21 protein-coding genes are annotated in these 25,650 nt (G+C 42.5%); 13 read left to right on the forward strand and 8 right to left on the reverse strand.

Annotated elements, in window-relative coordinates:
* Position 1: 1 nt before the first annotated feature.
* The 3 genes from HBHAL_RS08855 (at position 2) to HBHAL_RS08865 (ending at position 5,786) form a co-directional block, all read left to right on the forward strand.
* On the forward strand, positions 2-1,015 hold the full coding sequence (locus HBHAL_RS08855; RefSeq protein ID WP_014643041.1) for a cytochrome d ubiquinol oxidase subunit II: 1,014 nt from the start codon (positions 2-4) through the stop codon (positions 1,013-1,015).
* 1,421 nt (positions 1,016-2,436) lie between these two features.
* The gene (locus HBHAL_RS08860; protein ID WP_014643042.1) at positions 2,437-3,102 is read left to right on the forward strand and encodes a potassium channel family protein; all 666 of its coding nucleotides are present in this window, start codon (positions 2,437-2,439) and stop codon (positions 3,100-3,102) included.
* A gap of 965 nt (positions 3,103-4,067) precedes the next feature.
* Complete coding sequence (locus HBHAL_RS08865; protein ID WP_041601299.1) at positions 4,068-5,786, forward strand: pyruvate oxidase; 1,719 nt, start codon at positions 4,068-4,070, stop codon at positions 5,784-5,786.
* Positions 5,787-5,955: 169 nt separating this feature from the next.
* On the opposite strand, the gene rnjA is transcribed toward HBHAL_RS08865, so the two are convergent.
* Positions 5,956-7,623, reverse strand: coding sequence for a ribonuclease J1 (gene rnjA / locus HBHAL_RS08870; RefSeq protein WP_014643044.1), 1,668 nt, complete (start codon positions 7,621-7,623; stop codon positions 5,956-5,958).
* A gap of 3 nt (positions 7,624-7,626) precedes the next feature.
* Positions 7,627-7,836 carry a DNA-dependent RNA polymerase subunit epsilon gene (locus tag HBHAL_RS08875; protein ID WP_014643045.1) on the reverse strand — a complete coding sequence of 70 codons (210 nt, stop codon included), beginning with the start codon at positions 7,834-7,836 and terminating at the stop codon, positions 7,627-7,629.
* Positions 7,837-8,276: 440 nt separating this feature from the next.
* Here HBHAL_RS08875 and HBHAL_RS08880 point away from each other — a divergent pair, with 440 nt between their 5' ends.
* The gene (locus HBHAL_RS08880) at positions 8,277-9,062 is read left to right on the forward strand and encodes a Cof-type HAD-IIB family hydrolase (protein ID WP_014643046.1); all 786 of its coding nucleotides are present in this window, start codon (positions 8,277-8,279) and stop codon (positions 9,060-9,062) included.
* A 541-nt stretch (positions 9,063-9,603) separates the two neighbouring features.
* Here HBHAL_RS08880 and def read toward each other — a convergent pair.
* On the reverse strand, positions 9,604-10,158 hold the full coding sequence (gene def, locus HBHAL_RS08885; protein ID WP_041601300.1) for a peptide deformylase: 555 nt from the start codon (positions 10,156-10,158) through the stop codon (positions 9,604-9,606).
* Between the two features lie 193 nt (positions 10,159-10,351).
* Here def and HBHAL_RS08890 point away from each other — a divergent pair, with 193 nt between their 5' ends.
* From HBHAL_RS08890 to lpdA, 5 genes are all read left to right on the forward strand, one after another.
* Positions 10,352-11,032, forward strand: coding sequence for a YkyA family protein (locus tag HBHAL_RS08890; RefSeq protein ID WP_014643048.1), 681 nt, complete (start codon positions 10,352-10,354; stop codon positions 11,030-11,032).
* A 435-nt stretch (positions 11,033-11,467) separates the two neighbouring features.
* A complete protein-coding gene (pdhA, locus tag HBHAL_RS08895; RefSeq protein ID WP_014643049.1) occupies positions 11,468-12,550 on the forward strand; it encodes a pyruvate dehydrogenase (acetyl-transferring) E1 component subunit alpha in 1,083 nt (360 codons plus the stop codon).
* 3 nt (positions 12,551-12,553) lie between these two features.
* Positions 12,554-13,531, forward strand: coding sequence for an alpha-ketoacid dehydrogenase subunit beta (locus tag HBHAL_RS08900; RefSeq protein ID WP_014643050.1), 978 nt, complete (start codon positions 12,554-12,556; stop codon positions 13,529-13,531).
* 27 nt (positions 13,532-13,558) lie between these two features.
* Positions 13,559-14,875 (forward strand): dihydrolipoamide acetyltransferase family protein, encoded by a 1,317-nt coding sequence (locus HBHAL_RS08905; protein ID WP_014643051.1) that lies wholly within the window; start codon positions 13,559-13,561, stop codon positions 14,873-14,875.
* 3 nt (positions 14,876-14,878) lie between these two features.
* Positions 14,879-16,288 carry a dihydrolipoyl dehydrogenase gene (lpdA, locus tag HBHAL_RS08910; protein ID WP_014643052.1) on the forward strand — a complete coding sequence of 470 codons (1,410 nt, stop codon included), beginning with the start codon at positions 14,879-14,881 and terminating at the stop codon, positions 16,286-16,288.
* Between the two features lie 255 nt (positions 16,289-16,543).
* Here lpdA and HBHAL_RS08915 read toward each other — a convergent pair whose 3' ends face one another.
* From HBHAL_RS08915 to HBHAL_RS08925, 3 genes are all read right to left on the reverse strand, one after another.
* Positions 16,544-16,930, reverse strand: a complete 387-nt coding sequence (locus HBHAL_RS08915; protein ID WP_014643053.1) for a thioredoxin domain-containing protein — start codon at positions 16,928-16,930, stop codon at positions 16,544-16,546.
* 1,057 nt (positions 16,931-17,987) lie between these two features.
* Complete coding sequence (locus HBHAL_RS08920) at positions 17,988-19,535, reverse strand: glycine betaine uptake BCCT transporter (RefSeq protein WP_014643056.1); 1,548 nt, start codon at positions 19,533-19,535, stop codon at positions 17,988-17,990.
* Positions 19,536-19,584: 49 nt separating this feature from the next.
* Entirely contained in the window at positions 19,585-20,652 is a 1,068-nt protein-coding gene (locus HBHAL_RS08925) for an FUSC family protein (protein WP_014643057.1), read from the reverse strand.
* Positions 20,653-20,794: 142 nt separating this feature from the next.
* Between HBHAL_RS08925 and HBHAL_RS08930 the strand changes: the two genes are divergently transcribed.
* Both HBHAL_RS08930 and HBHAL_RS20850 read left to right on the forward strand, forming a co-directional pair.
* Positions 20,795-21,667: a polysaccharide deacetylase family protein gene (locus HBHAL_RS08930; RefSeq protein WP_014643058.1), complete on the forward strand. Its 873-nt coding sequence runs from the start codon at positions 20,795-20,797 to the stop codon at positions 21,665-21,667.
* Between the two features lie 201 nt (positions 21,668-21,868).
* Positions 21,869-21,979, forward strand: coding sequence for a GapA-binding peptide SR1P (locus HBHAL_RS20850; protein ID WP_087946068.1), 111 nt, complete (start codon positions 21,869-21,871; stop codon positions 21,977-21,979).
* A 42-nt stretch (positions 21,980-22,021) separates the two neighbouring features.
* Here HBHAL_RS20850 and HBHAL_RS08935 read toward each other — a convergent pair whose 3' ends face one another.
* Positions 22,022-23,491, reverse strand: a complete 1,470-nt coding sequence (locus HBHAL_RS08935; protein WP_014643059.1) for an aminotransferase class I/II-fold pyridoxal phosphate-dependent enzyme — start codon at positions 23,489-23,491, stop codon at positions 22,022-22,024.
* A 135-nt stretch (positions 23,492-23,626) separates the two neighbouring features.
* On the opposite strand from HBHAL_RS08935, the gene HBHAL_RS08940 reads away from it, so the two are divergent.
* A complete protein-coding gene (locus HBHAL_RS08940; RefSeq protein ID WP_014643060.1) occupies positions 23,627-24,583 on the forward strand; it encodes an NAD(P)H-dependent flavin oxidoreductase in 957 nt (318 codons plus the stop codon).
* A gap of 19 nt (positions 24,584-24,602) precedes the next feature.
* The gene (locus HBHAL_RS08945) at positions 24,603-24,881 is read left to right on the forward strand and encodes a UPF0223 family protein (RefSeq protein ID WP_014643061.1); all 279 of its coding nucleotides are present in this window, start codon (positions 24,603-24,605) and stop codon (positions 24,879-24,881) included.
* A gap of 35 nt (positions 24,882-24,916) precedes the next feature.
* Here HBHAL_RS08945 and HBHAL_RS08950 read toward each other — a convergent pair whose 3' ends face one another.
* Positions 24,917-25,552 (reverse strand): YktB family protein, encoded by a 636-nt coding sequence (locus HBHAL_RS08950; RefSeq protein WP_014643062.1) that lies wholly within the window; start codon positions 25,550-25,552, stop codon positions 24,917-24,919.
* Positions 25,553-25,650 lie beyond the last annotated feature (98 nt).

A 25,650-nucleotide genomic window follows, 5' to 3' on the forward strand; every position in this document is an offset into this window, starting at 1 on the left:
CATGAGTTACGAATTAGTTGGTATTTCTGTACTTTGGCTGTTTCTCTACGGCTACCTCATTGTGGCATCGATTGACTTCGGTGCCGGGTTCTTTGCTTATTTTGCTAAAGTAACAAAAAAAGATCACATCATTAATAAACTGATCTCTCGTTATCTCTCTCCCGTCTGGGAGGTAACCAACGTATTTTTCGTATTTTTCTTTGTTGGATTGATTGGGTTTTTCCCGGATATGGCTTATTACTTTGGGCAATCCCTATTAATCCCGGGAAGTATTGCAATTGTCCTGCTTGCTATTCGAGGCTCGTTTTACGCCTTTGAAAACTATGGTTCAAAAGAGAATCATTTGTACATGTTTTTGTACGGAGCCACAGGCTTGTTGATACCTGCTGCTCTGTCAACGGCCCTCACGATCTCCGAGGGTGGTTATATTAAAGAAACAGAGAACGGGGTCCAACTGATGTACGGAGAGCTGTTTTCCAGTCCTTATTCCTGGAGTGTGGTTTTTCTAGCTATCGTCTCTGTTCTGTATATCAGCTCCATGTTCCTCGCCTATTATGCAAAGCGTGCTGGGGACGAACCTGCGCTTGATTTAGTTAGGAAGTACGCATTATTCTGGAGTTCGCCAACCATTATTGCCAGCCTGACCACGTTTATTGCGCTTAGTCAGCAAAACCCGGAACACTTCCAGCGGGCAATCGATCTGTGGTGGGTTTTTGGAATTTCCGTGGCTTTCTTTATGGCTGCAGTATTCCTAATCTACCAGGGCAAGTATTATGGATGGGCTTTTATCGCGGTTATGCTCCAATTCTTTGTAGCCTTTTTCGGTTATGGCGCTTCCCATCTACCTTATCTGCTATACCCGTATGTAACACTGTCTGGCGGAGTGACAAGTGAATCTATGGCGGTGGCCTTAATTGTCGTGTTTATAGCCGGACTATTTTTACTCATTCCATCACTTGTGATGCTGATGAGGATGTTCCTGTTTGATGCTGATTATGTCAAAGGTAAAAAATAATACGGTGAAAAAATAGCTTGCAGAGAATGATCATAGTTCTCTGCAAGTTTTTTTAATTGCGATCTCCATTAAAGTTTATTGTAGGTTTTTCATAAGAGGCTTATTACGCAATAGGGCCGGATTGTGGTGGACTCAGTTTCGAGATATTGGGTGGAGAAGTGGCTCCAGGGAACGGCTCGCTTTCCGTGGCCCTGCACGACGCAGGGTCGTTCGACGTTGCCACAGGAGGTGGCGGTCTTAGACGAACATCCCATGTGGTGAGCTTCCTAAGGCTACGCCTTCCGGGATCTCACCGATCATGTTCATTCCATTCCTACACTTTTTTTAGTCTTACTCGAAAATCAGAACATAAACGACAAGGAGAGCTATCCAGCTCCAGCACCTAGCGGCTAGTGAGACTTCCCTCAGTTCTGTACGATAAGTCAACATCGAATCGCTACGCTCTTCGTGTTTCCTTTATCTCCGCCAGCTCAAGGCTAGTTTCGGTGCCTAGCCTCTCGAGGTCTTAAGTCCAACCATGATAGGAAGAAGAGCCCTTCCTTTCATGGTCGTTCTTAAGCTTGGCGAGGCTGAACAAGGCACCTCCACATTTGGCCCTGCATGACGCAGGGTCGTTCGACGTTGCCACACGACGTGGGGATTTTAGTCGAACTTCCTATGTCCAGTCCATACGCCGCTGACCAAGGTGCTTCCACTTTTAACCTAGGAGTCTTCACCGTTCCCTTCCGGCCCTTTGCGATCATTGAAAGCTCGAAATCCTTTACGTAAATGCCTTCATATGAGAAATAACAACCTATGTGATCAACGCTGAGTACCGAGTATCTACAGGGTATAAACTTCGCTATAGAAGCATTTAAGACGATTTAAGGTTCCCACTTTTGGGGCCGTTCGCAACATTATAGTGGAGGTGGTGGGGAAATAGCGAGACTCCCATGGGAGAAGGGGCTAGGTGAGATCCCGCAGGGAGTGAAACGAGCGAGGAAGCTCTTGGCCAAAAGGAGGATCGACTAAAGTCGCCACGTCCTGTGGCAACGTCGATCGACCCTTCATCCTGCAGGGCCATAGGAAAGTGTTCAAATGTGGAATCACCCCGAAAGACACGAACAGCATAAGCCGAGTATTAAAAGAATAGTGGTCTTTCCGTCCGTTGATGCTCGGCTTATGTCTCGAGGGTCTGGATGTTGGAACAAGACGAGTTATTTCCGAACCAACCCTTTTCTATCTAGAGTAACGGGCCCATTTATCTCGAAACTGAGTCTTCAACAAAAGGGAGCATAACTTTAAAATCACGACGGAAGTTTAACAGAGACAGTCTAATTGTAAGCCATAGGATATTATTACATTCATACTTTATGATGTGCAGAAGCGTATAATGTGATAGAATAACGTTAGATTTTTACTGAAAAGATGGAGGACAGATCATGAAAAAAGAATTTGCCGTGATAGGTCTCGGTCGGTTTGGCGGCAGTATCTGCCGTGAGCTTAGCCGTGAAGGCATGGAAGTATTAGCTTTAGACCTTGATGAAGATAAAGTGAACGAATATAGAGATATAGCGGCACATGCTGTCATCGCCGATTCTACTGATGAAAACGTATTGCGGGAACTTGGCCTGCGTAATATTGATCACGTCATCGTAGCAATCGGGGATAACATTCAAGCGAGTATCCTCACCACTTTAATGCTGAAGGAATTGGGCATTAAAACCATTACTGTAAAAGCACAAAATGACTATCATGAAAAAGTACTAGCTAAAATTGGGGCTGATCACGTTGTTCACCCTGAGCGTGATATGGGTAAACGAATTGCACATAATATCATCTCCAACAACATTCTCGACTACATTGAATTATCAGATGACCATAGTGTCGTAGAGGTTAAAGCAGGAAGCAAAATGAGCGGCCGCACTCTGGTGGATCTCGATATCCGTGCTGAGTACGGGTGTAACGTCGTGGCTATTAAAAGGAAGAAAGATGTCATTGTCTCTCCAATGGCCACAGAAGAAATCCGCGAAAATGACGTATTGATTGTCATCGGAGCAGATAAAGACATCAGTCGTTTTGAAAAAAATCTTGTAGTTGAAGATTAATCATCATTTTAAGAAAACCTGCCCGGCCGGCAGGTTTTTTTCTTAGCTTTTAAAGCCAATCATTTCTACGCTTTGTAAACTCTTCGTCGTAATTTTTTAAATTAAGCTCCCGATATTGTAAGAATCGTTTTCCGCAGCAGCCCTTCCTTCCATTACTATTACGCTTTCTATACTTGAAAAACGAAACTCATATGATAACGAACGGTGAGATATTTAAAAAAAAGCTCTGTTAAACTTCCGTGTTGATTTTAAGGTAAAGCTTCCTTTTCTGTAAGACTCAGTTTCGAGATAAATGGGTCCGTTACTCTATGTGGAGGAGGGCTGGTGGGGAAATAACTCGCTTTCCTATGGGGGAACGGTGAGCTTCCTCGCTCGTTTCACTCCCTGCGGGATCTCACCTAGTTCCTTCTCCCATGGGAGTCGCGCCATTTCCCCACCACCCCAACTATAATGTTGCGAACGGACCCTTCCAGAAGAGATTGGTTCTCCTCCGTAATCTGTATGAAATGCTTTCATGACGGGCGATGTGTGTCGTTACATCCTAACTACATTGGATAATACTTCATTATGCAGGTGATGGTTAAAGTGGTTTCGAGCTTCTAATTTGGCAAGGTCCGGAGGGGGAGGATGAAGACTCCTGCGGGATAAACATGATCGGTGAGACCCCGGAAGTCGAAGACTGAGGAGGCTCAGCACATGCCCGCGGAAAGCGAATCATCCCCCGCAGGACCTTTCTTGTCATAAAAGTATCTCGAAACTGAGTCTTCAACTAAACCGCCCTATTGCGTAATAAGGCTCTTATGAAAAATCAACATTATACTTTAAGAGAGCATAAAAAAAGATGCTTGGGATAAACAAATATACAATATTTGGTGGCAGTTTAGTTTACTTCTTAAGCAAAAGGGAAATATAAAGTGCTATAGACAATATTCATTGCACTAGGAAACTTAGGAAGGATGATACTTATGTTCGATCAACGTACAGGCGAAGTATTAACCCAGCAGTTAATTGATTGGGGAGTCAATCATATATATGGAATGCCAGGAGATTCTATTAATGAATTTATTGATGATATAAGGAAAAGAGAAGAGGAACTTTCTTTTTTACAGGTAAGACATGAAGAGACAGGAGCGCTCGCAGCAGCAGCTTACGCGAAGCTTACCGGAAAGTTAGGCGTCACGCTATCCATCACAGGTCCTGGTGCTATTCATTTATTAAACGGTTTGTATGATGCAAAAGCGGACCAGGCACCTGTACTCGCCATTGTAGGGCATGTTCAAAGTGATCAGGTGGGCACCGGAGCGTTTCAGGAACAGAATCTTGAGCGCATGTTTGATGATGTAGCGGTCTTTAATAAACGGGCTGCCTCACAGGAACAGCTGCCGGATCTTCTGGATCAGGCCGTGAGAGAAGCTTACGCTAAAAAAGGTGTATCTGTGCTGATTGTTCCTGATGATCTTTTTGCCGCAAAGCAAACGGACGATGTACGGTTACGTGCAAGCAACCTATTTCAGCCTGAGATGATGCCTAAACAAAACAACATGATAGAAGCGAAGAAACGAATTGAGCAGGCAGAAAGGCCAGTGATTTTAGCAGGTAAAGGAGCAGCTGGTGCAAGAGAAGAGCTAATGGCTTTTGCTGAAACCATTAAAGCCCCTGTAATCTTAAGTCTTCTAGCGAAAGGGATTTTACCAGATCACCACCCTTACTGCCTCGGGCATACAGGACAAATTGGAACGAAACCGGCTTATCATGCCATGAAAGAAACGGATCTTCTTATTCTTATAGGCACTCAATTCCCTTACCGGGATTTCCTGCCCGACCATGTAGATGCCATTCAAATCGATAACAAACCAGAGCATCTTGGGAAGTATTATCCGATTAAATTAGGTTTAGCCGGGGATGCGAAAGAAACGATGGAAGCTTTGACTCAAGGAATCACAACTATAGAAGAGCGTCCATTCCTTGAAAAATACCAGGAAAAAATGAAGAACTGGCATATTGCTCTTCAAGAGGAGAAGCGTTCTGAAGAGAATCCTTTACACGCGCCTCAAGTCATGTATGAACTGGAAAATCATATGGAATCTGGAGCTGTTATCTCAGGAGATGTTGGGAATGTAACGGTCTGGATTTCGCGTTTTCTGCCATTTGTGGACCAGAAGTTTGTTATTTCCGGCTGGCTTGCCACCATGGGCAGTGGTTTACCAGGTGCGATTGCTGCACAGGTTGCCTACCCAGAGAAACAAGTAATCGGTATTGTTGGTGATGGTGGCTTTTCCATGGTGATGCATGATTTTGTGACCGCGGTTAAATATAATCTTCCAGTCAAAATCATCGTTTTAAATAATAGTAAAATTGGTTTAATCAAATATGAACAAGCTCAAATGGGCCATCCTAACCATGCCACCAATTTAGGAGAAATGAACTTTGCAAAATTCGCAGAGTCCTGTGGAGGGCAAGGTTATCGAATTGAAAGCTATGAGGAGCTGGCACCAAAAATGAAGCAGGCTTTTGTATCCAACCAGCCAGTTATTATCGATGTAGCTATTGAAGATATGGCACCACTGCCGGGCCATATCGACTATCAATCAGCCGTTAACTATTCCCAGTATATTGTTAAGAACTTTTTTGAGAATGGATCCCTAGAACTGCCTGATTTGAAAAAAGCTTTAAAACGATTATAAAAAGTTCTATTTTCCAACAAGAGAAACCAGCCCTGTCTTTCTGAGGTTCAAAATCTGTAGAAAACGGTGTCGGTGCTAAACGTTATGATCATTTAGCAAGCATATGTTGTAGTCAATAGATCTTTAAAAAACCCCCGCTGAATTTAATCAGCGGGGGTTTTCGGTGTCTTTATACTTCCATAATGATCGGAAGGATCATTGGACGTCGTTTTGTTTTTTCAAATAAGAATGGTGCAATGGTGTCTGTAATCTCATTCTTAATTTCAGACCACTGTGTCGTACGGCGTTCCATAACTTTTTCAACATGATTATTTACAAGTTTCTGCGCTTCTTTAATCAAGTCTTCCGATTCTCTCATATAGACGAATCCGCGAGAGATGATATCTGGACCTGAAGCGATCTTGAACTCTTTCATGTTTATACTAACCACTACAATTACGAGGCCTTCTTCAGAAAGAATACGTCTATCTCTCAGTACGATGTTACCAATGTCGCCAATTCCGCTGCCATCTACATATACAGAACCAGATGGAATCTTACCAGCGACCATCGCTTCATCTTTACCAAGAGCTAATACATCACCGTTATCCATAACAAAGCAATCTTCAGGGGCTAAATCACAATCATGACTTAACTTCGCATGTTCTTTCAGCATGCGATACTCACCGTGGATCGGCATAAAGAAGCGTGGCTGAATCAGACGCAGCATCAGCTTCATTTCTTCACGGCTGCCGTGCCCTGATGTATGAATGTCATTCAATGGGCCGTGAATAACTTCGGCTCCTGCACGATACAATTTATTGATCGTGCGGCTGACACTGATCGTGTTACCAGGGATTGGGGAAGAGGAGAACACGACGGTGTCGCCAGGCATAATTTGAATTTGACGGTGGGTACCATTGGCAATACGGGATAGAGCTGCCATTGGCTCACCTTGAGAACCGGTACATAGGATAACCACTTCGTTGGCCGGAAGACGGTTAATTTGCTGCGCATCTATGAATGTATCTTTTGGTGCGCGGATATAACCGAGCTCCTGTCCGATACGGATGGATGATTCCATACTGCGTCCAAAAACGGCAACTTTTCTGCCGTTTTTAACTGCCGATTCCACAACTTGCTGTAACCGGTGGATGTTTGAGGCAAATGTTGCAAATATCAAACGTCCGTCTACACGTGTGAATATATCATCAATGCTTTGTCCAACTACACGTTCTGACTTGGTAAAGCCAGGTACTTCACTATTCGTACTATCTGATAACAGGGCGAGAACCCCTTCTTTTCCAATTTCAGCCATACGAGCTAAATTAGCAGGTTCTCCGACAGGTGTGAAATCAAATTTAAAGTCTCCGGTATGAACAATGTTACCCGGAGGTGTTTTCACAACGATTCCGTATGAATCTGGAATGCTGTGGGTGGTACGGAAAAAGGATACTGATGTTTTGCGAAATTTAATTACATCATCTTCCTGAATCGTATGCATCTTCGTGTTACGAAGCAGGCCGTGCTCATCCAGCTTATTTCGAAGTAAGCCGGCAGCAAGTTTCCCAGCATAGATAGGGATGTTAATTTCACGTAGTAAATAAGGGATTCCGCCGATATGGTCTTCGTGACCATGCGTAATAAAGAGCCCTTTAATTTTATCCTGATTTTGAACTAAATAGGTATAATCAGGAATAACATAATCGATTCCCAGAAGTTCATCTTCAGGGAATTTAATACCTGCATCAATGAGGATGATTTCGTCTTGAAACTGAACGCCGTATGTGTTTTTTCCAATTTCGCCGAGACCGCCAAGGGCAAATACGGCTGTTTGGTCATTTTTTACAAATTTCATGCGTTACAGATTCTCCACTTGATAATCTTCGGATTGTTGTTCATAAGCCAGATGATCCTCATTAAGCACCTGGATATATTCAATGTTAAATCCTTTATTAGCCAATTTTTCACGAACTCTTCTTTCGGTTTCCGCTTCTACGTACATGGCTTGAGTACGTTCACGGACAGGAACTTCTTTCGCCAGTTCCTGATATAATACTTTGTATATCATTACATTATCGCTCCTAACTAGATATAATTTCCACATTCTTGTCCTGTCATTAATAATAGCACGTTTAATTATCGTATGGTAATGATAACGGTAGTTGAACTAGCTTTTGGAGCCATCCGGCCAGTGGGCTCTAAGCATATGTCTTGCGTTCCATCAATTTTTTCCAACGTTTTTTCAGCTTCCTTAACAATCGCTTCATCATGGTGAATCCATCCCCTTCCACTGATGAAAAAAGCACTAAAACGTTAACCGCCCAATCCCTGTTACTACTAGTATAATACGGTTTGATTAAGAATGAAACATTTACATAGTAGAATTTGTTATTATGGTTTGTTTTTCTTCTCAAATTTATCCTCTCGTGCTACAGTATAGCCAAACAATTAACTTAATTATGATGGGATAACCAAATAGTTATGGAATACAGAGATGGAGGAACTTTTATGGACAAGAAAATCGCCTTTTTCGATATCGATGGGACATTACTCAATCATCAAAAACAACTGCCAGAAGAAACGAAAGAAGCTATAAAGCAGCTGCAAAATTCTGGCGTTTACTGCGCAATTGCTACTGGACGTGCACCATTCATGTACGAAGAAATAAGGGAAGAGCTTGGAATCGATTCCTTTGTAAGTTTTAATGGTCAGTACGTCATATTGGAAGGGGAAGTAGTCTACAAAAACCCCCTTTCCGAAAGTTACTTGGAAAAGTTACATGAACATGCGCAAGAAAACAATCATCCCATGGTTTTTATGAACCATGAAACCATGAGAGCTTCCGAGCAAGAACATTCTCATATTGAAAAAAGCCTGGGTTCGCTTCATTTCGACTATCCGCAGGTAGATGAGTCTTTTTATAAAGGCCGGGAAATCTTCCAATCCCTTCTGTTCTGTCAGGGAGGGGAAATTGAAGACTATAGAAGTGTTCACAAAGCATTTGATTACATCCGCTGGCACCCTTACTCCTGTGATGTTTTACCAGGAGGAGGATCGAAAGCTGAGGGAATCAAAAAAATGATTGAAGCAGCTGGTCTTCGAATTGAGGATTCCATTGCATTCGGAGACGGGTTAAATGATATTGAAATGCTGCGGGAAACGGGTACAGGAGTAGCCATGGGAAACGCTGTTCCCGAAGCTAAACAGGTTAGTGATATGGTAACCACCGATGTAAATGAAGGCGGATTGGTAAAAGCCATCTACGACCTGGGACTATTAAAAGCACGCTCCTGACTAAGGATTATGGACATTGCAGTAAGCTCCCTTTTCTGTAAGACTCAGTTCCGAGATATTTAGGCTGAGAGGACAGTCCTTCGGGGGATGATTTCGCTTTCCGTGGGCATGCGCGGAGCCCCCTCAGGCCTCAGGCCTTCCGGGGTCTCCCCTGTCATTTTTATCCCACAGGAGTCTACATCATCCCCCTCCGGACTTTGCCAAATTAGAAGCTCGAAACGGCTTTACCCTTCACCGCTTGAGAAGAAATACTACATGAGCTTTATCCTTTTATCAGGCTGAAACTTTGGGATAGAGCCTGTTATATAAGCATTCCAGCCAGGTTAAGGAGAACAGAATTCTCTTTTTCCGAAGGGGCCCTTCTCCAAATATCGTAACGGACCCAAATTATCTCGAAGTCGAGTCTTACAGTAACCGGTCCTATTGTTGAATAAGCCTCTGAAAATCACTTATAACGATTGGCACATTAGGGTTATGGTCTCTGGATAAACCCAATAAAAGAAGCCTGCCGGGATTTCGGCAGGCTTCTTTTTATAGAGGTTTATCGATCAGCGGGAACAGCATTTTCAGGCTCTTTGAATGGATCATCAGGGTCAATATGATCATAGAACATAATGCCATGAAGATGATCAATTTCGTGTTGGAAAACAATCGCGGCATAATCCTTCAGGCGAAGTTTAACCTCGCTGCCTTCAAGATCTGTCGCTTTTACTGTGATGCGGCGATACCTTGGCACATAGCCAGGTACTTCACGGTCAACAGATAAGCATCCCTCACCTGTTGAAAGGTAAGAGCGTTCCACCGAATGACTTACAATACGAGGATTAAATAATCCGTAGCTGTAAAGTTTATCTTTTAAATCAATAAAATGTACGGCAAGCATTCGTTTGTTTACATTAATCTGCGGCGCAGCTAGTCCAACCCCAGCACGCAGACCATATCGATCACACACTTGCTCGTCCTGACTGTTCTTTAAATACTGAAGCATGGCTTCCAGGGTTTCCTTGTTTTCTTCAGAAGGAGGAAGAGCTACTTCTTCTGTCACCTTCCGTAGGGCCGGGTGCCCTTCCCGAACGATATCTTCCATAGTTATCATACTAAACATCCTTTCCCACTTGAACATTATACCATCTTATATAAATAGGGAAGCGGACCTGTGTCTTTGCTCCAAGATTATTGGAAACATTTGAAAAAAGTCACTTCCAATTTAATTTCATTTATTATACTATTGTACATATCACAAGATTACAATCATGTTTTAGGTGCAGTCTGCATAAAAGGGGGAAAAAGTGATCGTGCGTTTACGTTTGTTCATGGCATTGGCAGCAGTTGTTTTTATTATGGCTGCGTGTACAGGTCCATCTGCTCAGGAAGAGGTGTACAATCACCTGGAAGAAGCAGTTGAGAAAGAGGAAGGTTTCCGGGAACAGCAGCAGCCTCTCGTTAAGCTCGAAAATGAAGAACAGGAGCTTTATGAGAAAATAATTGATTTGAATATGGATCAATTTGATAAAATTCAGTCGCTTTCTAAAGAGGCCGCTGGAATTGTAGAAGAAAGACAGGAGAAACTTGAAGCGGAAAAAGAAAGTATTGAAGCCGCCAAAGAAGAGTTCAATGAGATCAAACCGTTGATCGATGAGTTAGATGAAGAGCAGGCAGAAGCGAAAGAAAAGGCCGAGGAACTTGTTGGAACGATGGACAGCCGTTATCAAGCCTATCAGAAATTATATGATGCTTATAACAAAGCATTAGAACATGATAAAGAATTGTATGATATGCTTCAAAACAAAGAGTTAGCTGAAGAAGATATGCAGAAGAAAATTGAAAGTATTAATAACAGCTATAATCAGGTCATTGAGGCTAATAAAGAATTCAACGAATATACAGATCAGTATAATAATGAAAAGAAAGAACTTTACGAAGCACTTGATCTCAATGTATCCTACGAAGAAACTGAAAAGTCCGAATAATTGTCGAAATCGCTTAGCAAGCTATACATACTTATCAACCGTCAGCGTCTGGCGGTTTTTTTATTTGCATGATACAGAGAAAAAACTTAAAATTAATACAGGCTTAATTTTTCAATGGTACAGTAGAGGCGGTATTTCTATCTTTTTTCTCCATTTTACACGCCCTGTGCGCAAGGCACAGAACTATATATGGGTTATAGCTAAGGTTGTAATTGACGAATGATGGCGAATTGAGCTAAACTACTAAGTGGATCTACATTGTACCATTAAATCTTCCAGGGAAAATGTAACAGTTTAGCTGAGATTTTACGTATGATTAGTGAAGTTGTGTACAGGGTAATACGTAAAGAGCAAATCGGTACAGTTTTTTTTCATATTTGGGAAAGCTAATCACAGCATCTATTTTTAGAATAAGAAAGGAAGAGGTGAACGATTTTGAAACGTACTCTTGAGAACATTGAAAATCAGTTCGAAATGTTTCAAATCATGAACGAAGAAGGCGAAATCGTCAATGAAGATGCAATGCCTGATTTGTCAGATGAAGATTTAAAAGAAATTATGAAGCGTATGGTTTATACGCGTATATTGGATCAGCGTTCCATCGCGTTAAACCGTCAGGGACGTCTAGGTTTCTACGCTCCTACAGCAGGACAGGAAGCTTCTCAGCTTGGAAGTCAATACGCACTGGAAAAAGCAGACTTTATTCTTCCAGGCTACCGTGATGTGCCTCAGCTAATTTGGCACGGCCTTCCTCTATACCAGGCTTTCCTATTTTCCCGTGGTCACTTTAAAGGAAACCAAATGCCAGAAGGCGTGAATGCAGTTAGCCCTCAAATCATCATCGGTGCTCAAATTACACAAGCAGCCGGTGTGGGACTAGGCTTCAAAAAACGCGGCCAAGATGCAGTGGCTATTACTTATACCGGTGACGGCGGAGCATCCCAGGGTGACTTCTATGAAGGAATTAACTTTGCCGGAGCGTTTGGCGCGCAAGCTATTTTCGTTGTGCAAAATAACCGCTTTGCGATCTCTGTACCAGTTGAAAAGCAATCTGCTGCTCAAACCATTGCGCAAAAAGCAGTTGCAGCTGGTATTGAAGGAATTCAAGTAGACGGTATGGACGTACTTGCCGTTTATGCAGCTACAAAAGAAGCGCGTAAACGTGCGGTTGACGGTGAAGGTCCAACATTAATTGAAACTCTTACTTACCGTTATGGTCCACACACAATGGCAGGGGACGACCCTACACGTTATCGTACAGACGATGAAGACAGCGAATGGGAGAAGAAAGACCCTATCGTCCGTTTCCGTAAGTACCTCGAAGGCAAAGACCTGTGGTCGGAAGAAGAAGAAAATGAATTAATTGAAAATACGAAAGCAGAAATCAAAGCTGCGGTTAAAGAAGCAGACAATACACCGAAACAAAAAGTTACAGATCTGATCAGTAACATGCACGAACAACTTCCACCTAACCTAGAAGAACAGATGGAAGAATATAAGGAAAAGGAGTCGAAGTAGACCATGGCACAAATGACAATGATCCAAGCTATCACAAACGCGATGCAAACCGAGCTTAAAAACGACGAAAACGTGCTGATTTACGGTGAAGACGTTGGTCAAAACGGCGGAGTATTCCGTGCGACAGAAGGTCTTCAAGACGAATTCGGTGAAGATCGCGTATTCGATACACCACTAGCTGAGTCTGGAATTGGCGGTATGTCCATCGGACTTGCTTTGACTGGCTTCCGTCCAGTACCTGAAATTCAGTTCTTTGGTTTCGTTTATGAAACAATGGACGCAATCAATGGTCAAATGGCTCGTTACCGTTATCGTACAGGTAACACACGCTCCATGCCGATTACGATTCGTTCTCCTTTCGGCGGCGGTGTTCATACACCTGAACTTCACGCCGACAGTCTTGAAGGTCTAATCGCTCAGCAGCCAGGTGTGCGTGTCGTTATTCCTTCTACACCTTACGATGCAAAAGGACTATTAATTTCTTCAATCCGCGATAACGACCCAGTCGTTTTCCTTGAGCATATGAAACTATACCGTTCTTTCCGCGGCGAAGTTCCAGAAGAGGATTATACAATTGAACTTGATAAAGCAGATATTAAACGCGAAGGAACCGATGTTACTCTAGTAGCGTATGGCGCAATGGTTCACTCTTGCCTGAAAGCAGCTGAAGAGCTAGAAGAAAATGGTGTGAGTGCTGAAGTGATCGACCTTCGCACAGTCAGCCCAGTTGACTATGAAACCATTCTTGAATCTGTTAAGAAAACAAACCGTGCAGTTGTTGTACAGGAAGCACAAAAGCAGGCAGGTATTGCAGCAAGCGTAGCTGCTGAAATTCAAGAAAAAGCTATTCTGCATCTTGAAGCTCCAGTACTGCGTGTTCATGCACCTGATACTGTTTATGCATTCACTCAAGCAGAGGAAGTTTGGCTTCCAAACTACAATTCTGTAGTTGAAAAAGTTAACCAAGTAATGAACTTTTAATCATTTTAATAATGGGAGGTAGTAAGCGTGGCATTTGAATTTAAACTGCCTGATATCGGTGAAGGTATCCACGAAGGTGAAATTGCCAAATGGTTTGTAAAACCAGGTGATGAAATTAAAGAAGACGACGTCATTTGCGAAGTGCAAAACGACAAAGCAGTTGTTGAAATTCCGTCTCAAGTCGATGGTACAGTAAAAGAAATCCATGTCGAAGAAGGCGAAACAACTACAGTAGGAACGGTCATTATCACAATCGATGACGGCTCCGAAGACACAGGTTCTGATGAAGGATCTTCTGATGATTCCGCAGAGGAAACTAAACAAGAGCCGAAAGAAGAAAAACAATCAGAGCAAAAAGAAGAAAAATCTGCTTCTGAACAGCCTGCAGCTGAAGGTGACAGTGATGTAGATGAAGACAAGCGTGTAGTAGCTATGCCGTCCGTGCGTAAATTTGCCCGCGACAACGATGTAGATATCCGTAAAGTACAAGGCTCTGGTAAAAACGGCCGTATCTTGAAAGAGGATGTCGAGAGCTTCATGAGCGGCGACCAAACCGAGGCGGCAGCGGATACAGCAAGCGAAGAATCAGAAGAGCAAGAAACAGCAGCCGCGGCTCAGACAGCCCCAGCAGCTGGAGAAGCGTATCCTGAAACTCGCGAGAAAATGAGCGGTATGCGTAAAGCCATTGCTAAAGCTATGGTGAATTCTAAGCAGACAGCTCCTCACGTAACCCTTATGGATGAAGTAGACGTGACAGAACTTGTTGCTCACCGTAAGAAATTCAAAGCAGTAGCTGCTGAACAGGATATTAAGCTTACTTACTTGCCTTATGTAGTAAAAGCGCTTGTATCAACGCTTAAGAAATATCCAGTATTAAATACGTCACTAGATGACGATAAAGATGAAATTATTCAAAAACACTATTATAATATTGGTATTGCAGCAGACACTGACAAAGGCTTGCTTGTACCAGTGGTGAAAGATTCAGACCGTAAGTCAATCTTCTCCATTTCAAGTGAAGTCAATGAATTGGCAGTCAAAGCTCGCGATGGTAAACTGACATCCGAAGAAATGAAAGGCGCATCTACAACGATTACAAATATCGGATCTGCCGGCGGACAATGGTTTACTCCAGTAATCAACCATCCAGAAGTTGCTATTCTAGGAATTGGACGTATTGCTGAAAAACCAATGGTTCGTGATGGCGAAGTAGTTGTAGCTCCTGTTCTTGCTATTTCCCTAAGCTTTGACCACCGTATTATCGATGGTGCAACAGCTCAGCATGCAATGAATAACATCAAGCGTTTACTGAACGATCCACAACTAATTATGATGGAGGCGTAAAGTATGGTAGTAGGAGATTTTCCAATTGAACTAGATACGTTAGTCATTGGAGCGGGACCTGGCGGCTATGTAGCTGCTATCCGTGCCGCTCAAACTGGACAAAACGTAACAATCGTAGACAAAGGTAACCTTGGAGGAGTCTGCTTGAACGTAGGCTGTGTTCCTTCCAAAGCGCTTATTCAGGCGGGTCACCGCTATGAGCACGCCAAAGGTGCCGAGGACATGGGCATTCAGTCTGAAAACACGACGGTAGACTTTTCTAAAGTACAAGAGTGGAAGAGCGGAGTTGTTCAGAAGCTTACCGGCGGTGTAGAAGGACTTCTTAAAAACAACAAAGTCGATATCGTAAAAGGTGAAGTCTACTTCGTAGATAAAAATACAGTGCGTATTATGGATGATAAGAACTCCCAGACGTACACGTTTAATAACTGTATTATCGCGACTGGCTCCCGTCCAATTGAACTTCCTAACTTCAAGTTCTCTGAGCGCGTGATTGACTCTACTGGAGCACTTGCTCTTAATGAGGTACCGAAGAAAATGGTCGTTATCGGCGGCGGTTACATTGGTACAGAGCTAGGTACGGCTTATGCGAACTTCGATACGGAAGTAACTATCCTTGAAGGCATGAAAGACATCCTTGGCGGCTTTGAGAAGCAAATGTCTTCTCTCGTTAAGAAACGCTTGAAGAAAAAAGGCGTAGATATTGTTACCAATGCTATGGCACAAGGGGTAGAAGAAACGGAAGATGGCGTAAAAGTAACCTATGAAGTAAAAGGTGAAGAAAAAACCATCGAAGCTGATTACGTGCTTGTAACCGTAGGACGCCGTCCGAATACAGACGAAATCGGTCTTGAAGAACTTGGTGTTGAAATGAGCGATAAAGGTGTTATTCAAATCGACAAGCAGTGTCGCACAAACTTTGATAACATTTATGCGATTGGTGACATCGTTGATGGACCTCCGCTCGCTCATAAGGCTTCTTATGAAGGTAAAATCGCAGCAGAAGTTATTGCCGGTGAAAAATCAGAAATTGATTATCTAGGCATCCCTGCTGTTGTGTTCTCCGATCCAGAACTTGCTTCTGTTGGCTATACAGAAGATGAAGCTAAGGAAGCGGGATATGATGTGAAAGCATCTAAGTTCCCATTCGGAGCTAACGGACGCGCGCTTTCTCTTAATGATAGTGACGGGTTCTTGAAACTGATTACTCGTAAAGATGACAATCTAGTGATTGGTGCTCAAATTGCAGGACCAAATGCAAGTGACATGATCTCTGAATTAGGACTTGCCATTGAAGCAGGCATGACCGCTGAAGATCTTGCCTTAACTATCCATGCTCACCCAACTCTTGGTGAGATTACAATGGAAGCGGCTGAAGTAGCCATGGGCAGCCCGATTCACATCACTAAATAATGTTAAAAAACTCCTGATCCATGCTGGTTCAGGAGTTTTTTGTCAGTTTATGATGATTCCTAAGTGGGGGATTAACCTAATAGACCACTATCACTAATTCGCTAATATTTCATTACACTATAGAAATATTCTTAAGTATGATAATCGCTTATGTGCGAAAAGCTATGAAGAGAAAGATGTTGGTGGGAAATTTTCGGATAGAGATAGGTTTTAATTCTTATACATTCAATTGAAAAACTCCTGAACGGAATTCGTTCAGGAGTTTTTATTAGTTAAAGATATAGAACTTTCTAATTTATTCATAATATCCTGTGATCCAGAATCTCCAGAAATCAATTCGATGACCTTCCCATCTCTTTTAACAACGAGGGTGGGGAGTTGGTCCTCATCGACATCAATCTGTCCTGTATTAGCCTCTGATTGCTCAAACGAAAGGGATTTGTGCTCGTGTTTCATTTTCCAGTCAAGTAGAGCAGTTAAATAGTTATCGGCTTCTGATGGATGGTCATTATCTATCTCCGTATATAGATAAACACCGTAAGATTCAGAGTGGGCTTGTAAAACTTCCACATTGTCAGATTGAGGAATGCAGCCTGCTAATAAAATGATGAGTATTAATGAAATAATTCTACTGTACGTCATGGCTTGTCTGCACCCCTTTTCTAATCTGTTGCAGGACAAGTGTAACAAACAAAAAAGGAGAACCTGCCATTGTAATGGATATGTCATTGAAATGATAACCGAGTGTTTTATCATTAATCCATATGTTAATAAATAATCAATTTTGTAACAAAAAAGGGGAAGAACATGCAGATGAACGTGCTTGTGTTGATTTTAAAGATAAGCTCCCGTTTGTGTAAGACTTGATTTCGAGATATTTGTTGAGCGGAAGGTCCTGCGGGGGACGATTTCGCTTTCAGCGGGCATGAGGTGAGCTTCCTCGGGCTTTGCAGCCTGCGGGATCTCACCAATCATGTTCATCCCGCAGGAGTCTACATCGTCCCCCTCCGGACCTGGCAAAATCAGATGCTCGAAATTATTTAAGACATCGGAGGGTTGATGAGAAAAAATCATGTGATCATGAGGCTATTTTTAAGCTATACCGATGTGGAATAGCCCGTCATAAAAGCATTTAGGACCGATTAAGAAGGAGAGCATCCTCTCTTATAAAAGCGTCCGTTATTCTTACTCGGCTGGGCTGGTGGGGAAATGGCGAGACTCCCATGGGAGAAGGGACTAGGTGAGATCCCGCAGGGAGTGAAACGAGCGAGGAAGCTCTTGGCAAAAAGGAGGATCGACTAAAGTCGCCACGTCCTGTGGCAACGTCGATCGACCCCACGTCGTGTAGGGCCATAGGAAAGTGTCCAAATGTGGAATCACCCCGATAGACACGAACGGCTTATGTCTCGAGTGTCTGGGTGATGGAACAAGACGAGTTATTTCCCCACTAGTCCTTCTCCAAATATCGTAACGGACCCGAATTATCTCGAAACTGAGTCTTCAATACTCCGGACCTTTAACGTAATATGCTTTTTATGGAAAATTAGCAGTTAGGTTTAATTAAGTAGTGGAAATAAAAAACGAAGTAAGTGGTTTTTGGGGATTAGCACTCCACCAATCCCATTTATAAATGAAGATAAAAAAGACCGCCGAGAGATTCTCGACGGTCTGGTAACACCCCTATAAAGGAGGGGAGAATTTAATGTTGGTTAGCCTTTTTTTTCTTTTTAAGTCCAGCTTCTTTGGCATCTTCATTAAACGTCTTATATAGCGAGAAGCATATAAGAATCATGATAATGGTGAAAGGGAAAGCTGAAATAATGGCTGCTGTCTGTAAGGCGCCTAATCCGCCCTGCCACAGAAGCACAGCAGCTGCTCCGGCTTGAATAACACCCCAAGTAAATTTCACTTGATTTTTAGGGTTCAAGCTGCCATTGGTCGTCTGCATTCCAAGAACGAAAGTAGCTGAGTCAGCTGACGTTATAAAGAATGTACTGATTAATAGAAGACCAATAACGGACATAACTCCACCTAGAGGAATGTGCTCAAGCATGGAGAAGAGAGCAACCTCGTTACCAAGTTCATTTACATCGGAAATGATGTTAATTCCATCGAAATATTCTAGAGAAATGGCTGTACCGCCAAATACGGAGAACCATAGAGCACCAAAGACGGTTGGTACTAGAAGTACGCCTAGAATAAATTCACGGATCGTACGGCCTTTAGAAACACGGGCAATGAAGGTTCCTACGAATGGAGCCCAGGAAAGCCACCAAGCCCAGTAGAAAATGGTCCAGTCTTTCACCCACGTACTATCTTCTGCGAACGGTGTTAGTCGGAAGCTCATATATGGAAGGTCACGTGCGTACGAACCGAACGTGGTCGTAAAGAGTTCCAAAATAAAGTTCGTAGGTCCAGCGAACAGCGTAAAGATCATAAGTAAAAGAGCCAGAACAATGTTGGTATTACTCAAGTACTTAATTCCTTTATTTAAACCGGTCATCGCTGAGATCATAAACAGTACGGTTACCGCAAGAATAATCATTAATTGCAGAGTGAAAGTATCTTCAAGCCCATCAACCGTAAAGGCTAGTCCACTTGATATCTGCAGGGCGCCAAGTCCCAGAGAAGTGGCTACACCAAAGATTGTCGCAAATACGGCAATAAAGTCAATCAGTGTTCCAAGTGGACCTTTAACTCGTTTCTCCCCTAATAAGGGAACTAAAGTCGCACTGATTACACCTGGCGCATCTTTTCTGAACTTGAAATAAGCAAGTGCCAGAGCAATTACAGAGTAAAAAGCCCAAGGGTGTAAGCCCCAGTGGAAGAAACTGTATTTCATAGCTGATTGTGCGGCTTCTTCCGTTGCAGGCTCTTGTCCTATAACCGGTGGAGTATGGAAGTGGGAAATTGGTTCCGCTGCTCCCCAGAATACAAGTCCAATCCCCATACCTGCACTGAATAACATAGCGAACCAAGTGATATATGGGTATTCCGGTACATCATCCGGTTTTCCTAGTTTTAACTTTCCAAATTTAGAAAAGACTAAGAATATAGCGAAGATAACGAAACCAGTAGCTGACAATAGATAGAACCAACCAAACTTATCCGTCAAGAAACCTTGAACATTAGATGTTATGTTACTTAAATTCCAAGTAGGCAGCACGCTTTCAGGGATGACTCCCCAAGCGATAAATAATAGTGCTACAACTACTGAAATGTAGAATACTTTTGAAACCTGTTTCACTTTGATCATCCCTTCTAACTTTATTTTTCCAGCGTTCCTGGTAAAAATGTTATTGTCCATAGCAGTCATGGACTAACTTTTGCTGCTTATGAGACATGTTTTGCAGTTCTTCCAGTACATCATGAAAACATAAAAGTTCATAAATGAGAATCGTTTGCTGCGGCAGATGATGCCTGTACTTAGAGTCCCTTTGCACATGCTCTTCTTTCCATTTCCAAAAGACCTTGTCCAGCCTTTCGACCCTTGTAAACTGATCTTCACTAATCGTATGAGTGGGGTCTTGCAGTACTTTAACATAATCCTCAGTCAGACTCTCGAGCAAATCGATTTCATCGTCAGTAAAATCAGCAGCCTTCGTATTTACATACTGAAGGTTCCCCAGATGATAAGCGATTTGCTGAAAAGTTCTGAGCTTCTTCTGAGAAAATTGAAATGCTAACATTTCTTCTTTCGTATGTCTGTGATATTTCCACTCTTCTCTTTGAAATTGAGACAGCTGATATGTTCTTTCCAAATGGGCAGTTAACTGACGATAGGATTTTTGAATCCCACGATTTTTCTCTTTAGAATCTGCAGTAATGCTTGAGATTATACGCTGGAGCAGGACACCAGCCTGATTATACAAATCATTAATATTTTTGTAAATCATGGGGGAATAGTTAGGTGGTAAAAGGAAAAAGTTTACAAGGGTCGAAAGAACGATGCCAATTGAAGTAGTACCCAATCTACTAAAAAACGAAACAATATGATGGTCTTGAAATTCTGGGATCATAGCCGTAGCTGTAATAGTGGCCACAATAATTCCGTCATCCAGTTTTAATTTATGGCATACCGCTATTGTCAGCATGGCTACGAGAGCAAAGGTTAAAGCTCCTTTACCAAGAAAACTGTAAAAGACGGTCGCTAACAAAGCCCCGATAGCAGAGGCTGGAAAGCGTACCAACGCTTTTTTAATCGAATCAGCTGCCGTATGCTCCACTGTAACAATGGCTGTTATAACGGCAAAAACAATAGGCAAATTAAAAAAACCACAAATTAGTGCGGTTAAAAATACAGAAATCCCCGTTTTTAAAGTACGTCCTCCTAGAATCTTAAAACGCTTCAATTTTTGAAACATACATACCACCTAAATTTTTAATAACTGCCCAAAGGTTAACGATTAAATATTATAACCTAAATTTCTATATAACGATAGCCGAAATCCACATTCTTCTTATATAATAGTGTAGTTGGAAATACATAACAGTGGAGGGTATTCAATGAAAAGGTTAGGCATATTTTTGTTTTTAATAGTGGTATTAGCGGCTTGTGGCGGTGCAAATGGTCAAGATGGCGGGGAAGAAGATCAAGAGAAGAATAAAGAGCAGACAACGCAGGAGGCAGATGAGAAAAAAGATTCAGCTAAAGAAGAAAAGGATGAAAATAATAAAGTCGAGAAGGAAGAGAAGAGCGAGAAATCAGAAGAAGCTGCTGCCGAAGCGTCAGCAGATGAGCCAAAAGAAGCTCAGTATCAGATTACGGGTAATTGGTCATTTGAACCGATAAATGATGCCGAGCCCAAGGTAGCTCTTTTAACGATTGATGATGCTCCAGATAAACATGGACTGGAAATGGCGAAAACGTTAAAAGCAGCGGATGCTCCAGCTATATTCTTTGTAAACGGCCACTTTATTGATTCAGAAGAAGGGAAAGAAGAACTTAGAAAGATTCACGAACTAGGATTCCCGATCGGGAACCATACGATGACTCATGCTTCTTTACCTGACTTATCTCAAGAAGAACAAAAAGAAGAGATTGTGGGATTGAATGATAAAATTGAAGAAATTACTGGCGAACGGCCTAAATTTTTTCGTGCGCCTTTTGGTCAAAACACGGATTACTCCCAACAGTTAGCAGCTGAAGAGAAGATGCTGCTTATGAATTGGACCTATGGGTACGATTGGAATGAAGAATACATGGATGCCGATAACCTGGCCGATATTATGGTAAATACAGAATTGCTGGGTAATGGTGCCAACCTTCTTATGCATGATCGTGAATGGACTAAAGAGGCCCTTGATGACATTGTGACGGGACTCCGCAGTAAAGGTTATGACCTGCTTGATCCAGCTCTCATTAAGACGCCAAAATAATAAAAAAAAAGGGTGATCGACTCGATCATCCTTTTTTTAATGGACTATTATGCAAGTCGAAAACATAATATGAAATGAGTGTAACTCATTAGTGTGGCACATTTCAAAAAATGTTATACTTTTGGGCTTGATTTTTCGATTGTGCCATATTAAAATGAATGTACATTGAAAGCGATTACAAATTATGAGGAGTGGATGTTAATGGGTACAATCGTTTGTCAGGACTGTCAAAAAGTGATTGAACACTACGAAAATGAAAAGGTATCTACCCTTTACAGCACATGCCCTACGTGCCATACAACGGAAAAATAAAAGACGCAAAAAGCCCGCTGCTGTTTAAAGCAGCGGGCTTTTTTATTTGAAGGCTTTCTGTTCGGTAATGACGTGAATCGTTTCAAGTGTTGAGTCCTCGGGACCCTGCACAGGCAGGCCTGCTTGAATATTTTCATGTATATAAGCAATATTATCAGAGGTTATGATTTCCCCGGGTATAAAAATGGGAATACCGGGTGGATAAACCATTACAAATTCCGCACTGATCCGACCAACAGCATCGCGCAGCGGCAATACTTCTGTCGACGCATAAAACGCCTCACGGGGAGAGAGTGAAAGTACAGGAATGTCAGGCACCTTGACCACTATTTCCTTTGTTTCGACTGTCCCTGAGGATTGCTCGGAAAGATCTGTTAAAGCTTCAATTAGCCGTTCAACATTCTCTTCTCTGTCCCCAGGAGTGATAATACATAAGATATTGTATAAATCTGAAAGCTCGACTTCAATGGAGTAGTTTTCTCTTAACCATACTTCCACATCATACCCGGAGATGCCTAAATTTTTGACAGAGATGATCAGCTTTGTGGGATCATAGTCATGTGTTGCATCACTCGCTAAAATTTCGTCTCCTGGACAATAGATAGATGGAATTTGATTAAGGCTTTTTCGCGCACTATCCGCAAGCCTGATACAGCTCTCCATAAGTTCATGACCATTCATGGCCAGGTGGCGCCTTGCTGTGTCAAGTGAAGCTAACAGAATATAAGATGTAGATGTTGTCGTGAGCATCGACATGATCGTTTGCACTCGTTCATGAGATACGAGACCTTCTCTTAAATTCAGCACCGAACTTTGAGTAAGGGACCCGCCGAGTTTGTGGACACTTGTAGCGGCAAGATCTGCACCTGCCTGCATAGCAGAAAGCGGAAGCCGCTCGTGAAAATGGATGTGTACACCGTGAGCTTCATCTACGAGTACAGGAATATCAAAGGAATGAGCAATATCTACAATATGACTGAGGTCAGCCGTGATTCCAAAATAAGTCGGATTAATGACAAGCACACCTTTAGCATCGGGATGTGCCATACAGGCTCTTTCAACAGCTTCCGGTGTAATTCCGTGAGAAATACCGAGTCTATTATCAAGTTCTGGGTGAATAAATACAGGTTTAGCACCTGAAAAAATGATGGCTGTGGTGATCGATTTGTGCACATTTCGGGGGACAATGATTTTATCTCCTGGTTGACAAACGCTCATAATCATCGTCATGATAGCTCCGGAAGTTCCCTGGACGGAGAAAAATGTATAATCGGCACCAAAAGCTTCAGCTGCAAGACTTTGAGCATCTTTAATCATTCCCTGAGGATGATGAAGGTCATCCAAAGGTTCAATGTTAATCAAATCAATGGATAGGGCATTATCGCCTAAAAACTGCTGAAATTCTTTATCCATCCCTTTGCCGCCTTTATGGCCGGGTATATGAAATTGAGTTGGTTTTTTATCTGCATGGTTTTTAACCCCTGTAAATAAAGGAGTTTGGTTTTGGTTCATAACGTATAAGCACCTCTTTATAAATAGAAAGCATGTGAATTATAGCAAAGTACCCTTATATTTGCTAGTAAAAAAACCGGGCTTGTGCTTCATATTAGACCTCATGGTAAACTGTTCTTAAAAGGAGGAGAAGCCATGAACTGGAAAACCCAAGTAACAGAGAAATTAGGGATTACATACCCTGTTATCCAGGGGGGACTGGCCTATCTAGCATACGCGGAGCTGGCCGCTGCCGTTTCCAACGCAGGTGGTCTTGGTCAGATAACAGCGATGAGCATGAATAGTCCGGATGAACTCCGTGCGGAGATTAAGCGATTACGTACTTTAACTCGGAATCCATTCGGTGTGAATTTTGCCATTGGTCAACAACGTAGGCCATTTGAAGATATGGTTGCTGTGGCTGTAGAGGAAAAGGTCCCGGCTATTTCGGTTACAGGAGGCAATCCTAAGCCTGTACTGGATTTGGTAAAGGGAAAAGGCATTAGGACCCTTGTACTGGTTGCTGCCAGACGACAGGCAGAGAAAGCTGAAGAACTAGGTGCAGACGCAGTTATGGTTGTTGGTCAGGAAGGAGGCGGCCACATAGGAAGAGATGACGTCGGTACTTTTGTTTTGACGCCGCGTGTAGTAGATGCGGTATCCATTCCTGTGATTGCTTCCGGCGGGATTGGGGACGGCCGGGGACTTATGGCTGCGCTGGCACTGGGGGCCGAAGGTATCGAAATGGGGACCAGGTTTATAGCCACAAAAGAATGCCACCACGCCCATGCCGCATACAAACAAGCATTGATTGAGGCAACGGAGACATCCACTACCGTTATAAAAAGAAGCTTAAAGGCCCCTGCAAGAGCCTTGAAAAATCCATGGACGGAGGAAATATTGAAGCTTGAATCCGAGGATCGGGGTTATGAAGGTTTAAAAGATTACATTGGCGGCGAAGCGAATAAGAGATACATTTATGAAGGGGAAGTAGAAGAGGGATTTGCATGGGCAGGGCAAGTTGCTTCCAGTATCACAGATGTACCCTCAGTCGCTGAACTGTTCCGGCGAATCATTCAAGAGGCCGAAGGTATACGCAGTAAATGGAATTAGGTACATAAGGAGGGATAGAATGAGTTATCATTATCCAATTGATGAAATATACTGGACGAAAGAGGAAATTATCGATGTTGTAAACTTTTATTCGATGGTCGAGCAAGCGTACGAGAAGCAAGTGAACCGTGACGACCTTCTACTGTCTTACACACGTTTTAAACAAATTGTGCCATCTAAGAGTGAAGAAAAGAAGCTTTGCGGCCAGTTTGAGAAAGAATCAGGATATTCCTGCTATCGCACAGTTAAAAAAGCAAAGGAATCAGCAGCAGGAGACAAAATAAAAATGGAACAATAATTTAAAAGCAGCCGCAATGTAAAGCGGCTGCTTTTTTAATCAAGTTTTTTTGTATAGCGGTACAATGGTTCGAGAGTTTGGAACGTATCTCTACAAAGATTTATGAAACCCTCAGGATCCTTAAGTCTGGAATCATTCCGCTCGATTTGCTGGCCACACAGGATCTCTGCTTTCTTAACATTCTTGAGTCTGTCGGTCATGGCATCAAATTTATCAGAATCCACTTCACCGTGAGAGATGGCCTCAGGCTTGGTGTGATCCCCAGACCAGACAAAGTGATCAGGAATATGGTTCATAATTTCTTTCTTATGAGATTGTAGCGTATCCGCATAATTTTCTTTAATAGGACTTTCATATATCACTGCAAACCAGATAAATACGTGCGTTTCCCACAAGCCTATTTGGAAGTGGGGAAGTTTTTTATAGCCTCGCTTGTTCGAAGCTAATGCCGCCCATGTATCATTTGGAGGATTCGTTTTACGCCTCGCGTGGCGTGCAACATGTACAAACATCTCATCCCCGGTCATCGCCGTTGCATCGGGAGCAAGCTCGGAGGCAATTGCTTCTAGCTTGGGAGAAATATGCTCCTTTAAAGCTTCCATGCGATTTTCAAGTCCCGGAATGGTGAAAACGTCGAAATCTCTTTGGGTAAACCCTTTAAAATTAGTCATTCTATCAACTCCTAGGTAAACAATCGATCTTATTTTACCACACGTAAAAATCTTTACTAAGCAATCTGTTTCAAGGGTTTGAATTTTCTAAAAATGGG

It is taken from the genome of Halobacillus halophilus DSM 2266, assembly GCF_000284515.1.
GTDB classification, from domain to species: Bacteria; Bacillota; Bacilli; order Bacillales; family Halobacillaceae; genus Halobacillus; species Halobacillus halophilus.

What these genes read in the sequence shown, in the direction of transcription:
- HBHAL_RS08855 (WP_014643041.1), top strand. Translation starts at nt 2, where the DNA reads ATGAGTTACGAATTAGTTGGTATTTCTGTACTTTGGCTGTTTCTCTAC.
- HBHAL_RS08860 (WP_014643042.1), top strand. Translation starts at nt 2,437, where the DNA reads ATGAAAAAAGAATTTGCCGTGATAGGTCTCGGTCGGTTTGGCGGCAGT.
- HBHAL_RS08865 (WP_041601299.1), top strand. Translation starts at nt 4,068, where the DNA reads ATGTTCGATCAACGTACAGGCGAAGTATTAACCCAGCAGTTAATTGAT.
- rnjA (WP_014643044.1), bottom strand. Translation starts at nt 7,623, where the DNA reads ATGAAATTTGTAAAAAATGACCAAACAGCCGTATTTGCCCTTGGCGGT.
- HBHAL_RS08875 (WP_014643045.1), bottom strand. Translation starts at nt 7,836, where the DNA reads ATGATATACAAAGTATTATATCAGGAACTGGCGAAAGAAGTTCCTGTC.
- HBHAL_RS08880 (WP_014643046.1), top strand. Translation starts at nt 8,277, where the DNA reads ATGGACAAGAAAATCGCCTTTTTCGATATCGATGGGACATTACTCAAT.
- def (WP_041601300.1), bottom strand. Translation starts at nt 10,158, where the DNA reads ATGATAACTATGGAAGATATCGTTCGGGAAGGGCACCCGGCCCTACGG.
- HBHAL_RS08900 (WP_014643050.1), top strand. Translation starts at nt 12,554, where the DNA reads ATGGCACAAATGACAATGATCCAAGCTATCACAAACGCGATGCAAACC.
- lpdA (WP_014643052.1), top strand. Translation starts at nt 14,879, where the DNA reads ATGGTAGTAGGAGATTTTCCAATTGAACTAGATACGTTAGTCATTGGA.
- HBHAL_RS08915 (WP_014643053.1), bottom strand. Translation starts at nt 16,930, where the DNA reads ATGACGTACAGTAGAATTATTTCATTAATACTCATCATTTTATTAGCA.
- HBHAL_RS08925 (WP_014643057.1), bottom strand. Translation starts at nt 20,652, where the DNA reads ATGTTTCAAAAATTGAAGCGTTTTAAGATTCTAGGAGGACGTACTTTA.
- HBHAL_RS08930 (WP_014643058.1), top strand. Translation starts at nt 20,795, where the DNA reads ATGAAAAGGTTAGGCATATTTTTGTTTTTAATAGTGGTATTAGCGGCT.
- HBHAL_RS20850 (WP_087946068.1), top strand. Translation starts at nt 21,869, where the DNA reads ATGGGTACAATCGTTTGTCAGGACTGTCAAAAAGTGATTGAACACTAC.
- HBHAL_RS08935 (WP_014643059.1), bottom strand. Translation starts at nt 23,491, where the DNA reads ATGAACCAAAACCAAACTCCTTTATTTACAGGGGTTAAAAACCATGCA.
- HBHAL_RS08940 (WP_014643060.1), top strand. Translation starts at nt 23,627, where the DNA reads ATGAACTGGAAAACCCAAGTAACAGAGAAATTAGGGATTACATACCCT.
- HBHAL_RS08945 (WP_014643061.1), top strand. Translation starts at nt 24,603, where the DNA reads ATGAGTTATCATTATCCAATTGATGAAATATACTGGACGAAAGAGGAA.
- HBHAL_RS08950 (WP_014643062.1), bottom strand. Translation starts at nt 25,552, where the DNA reads ATGACTAATTTTAAAGGGTTTACCCAAAGAGATTTCGACGTTTTCACC.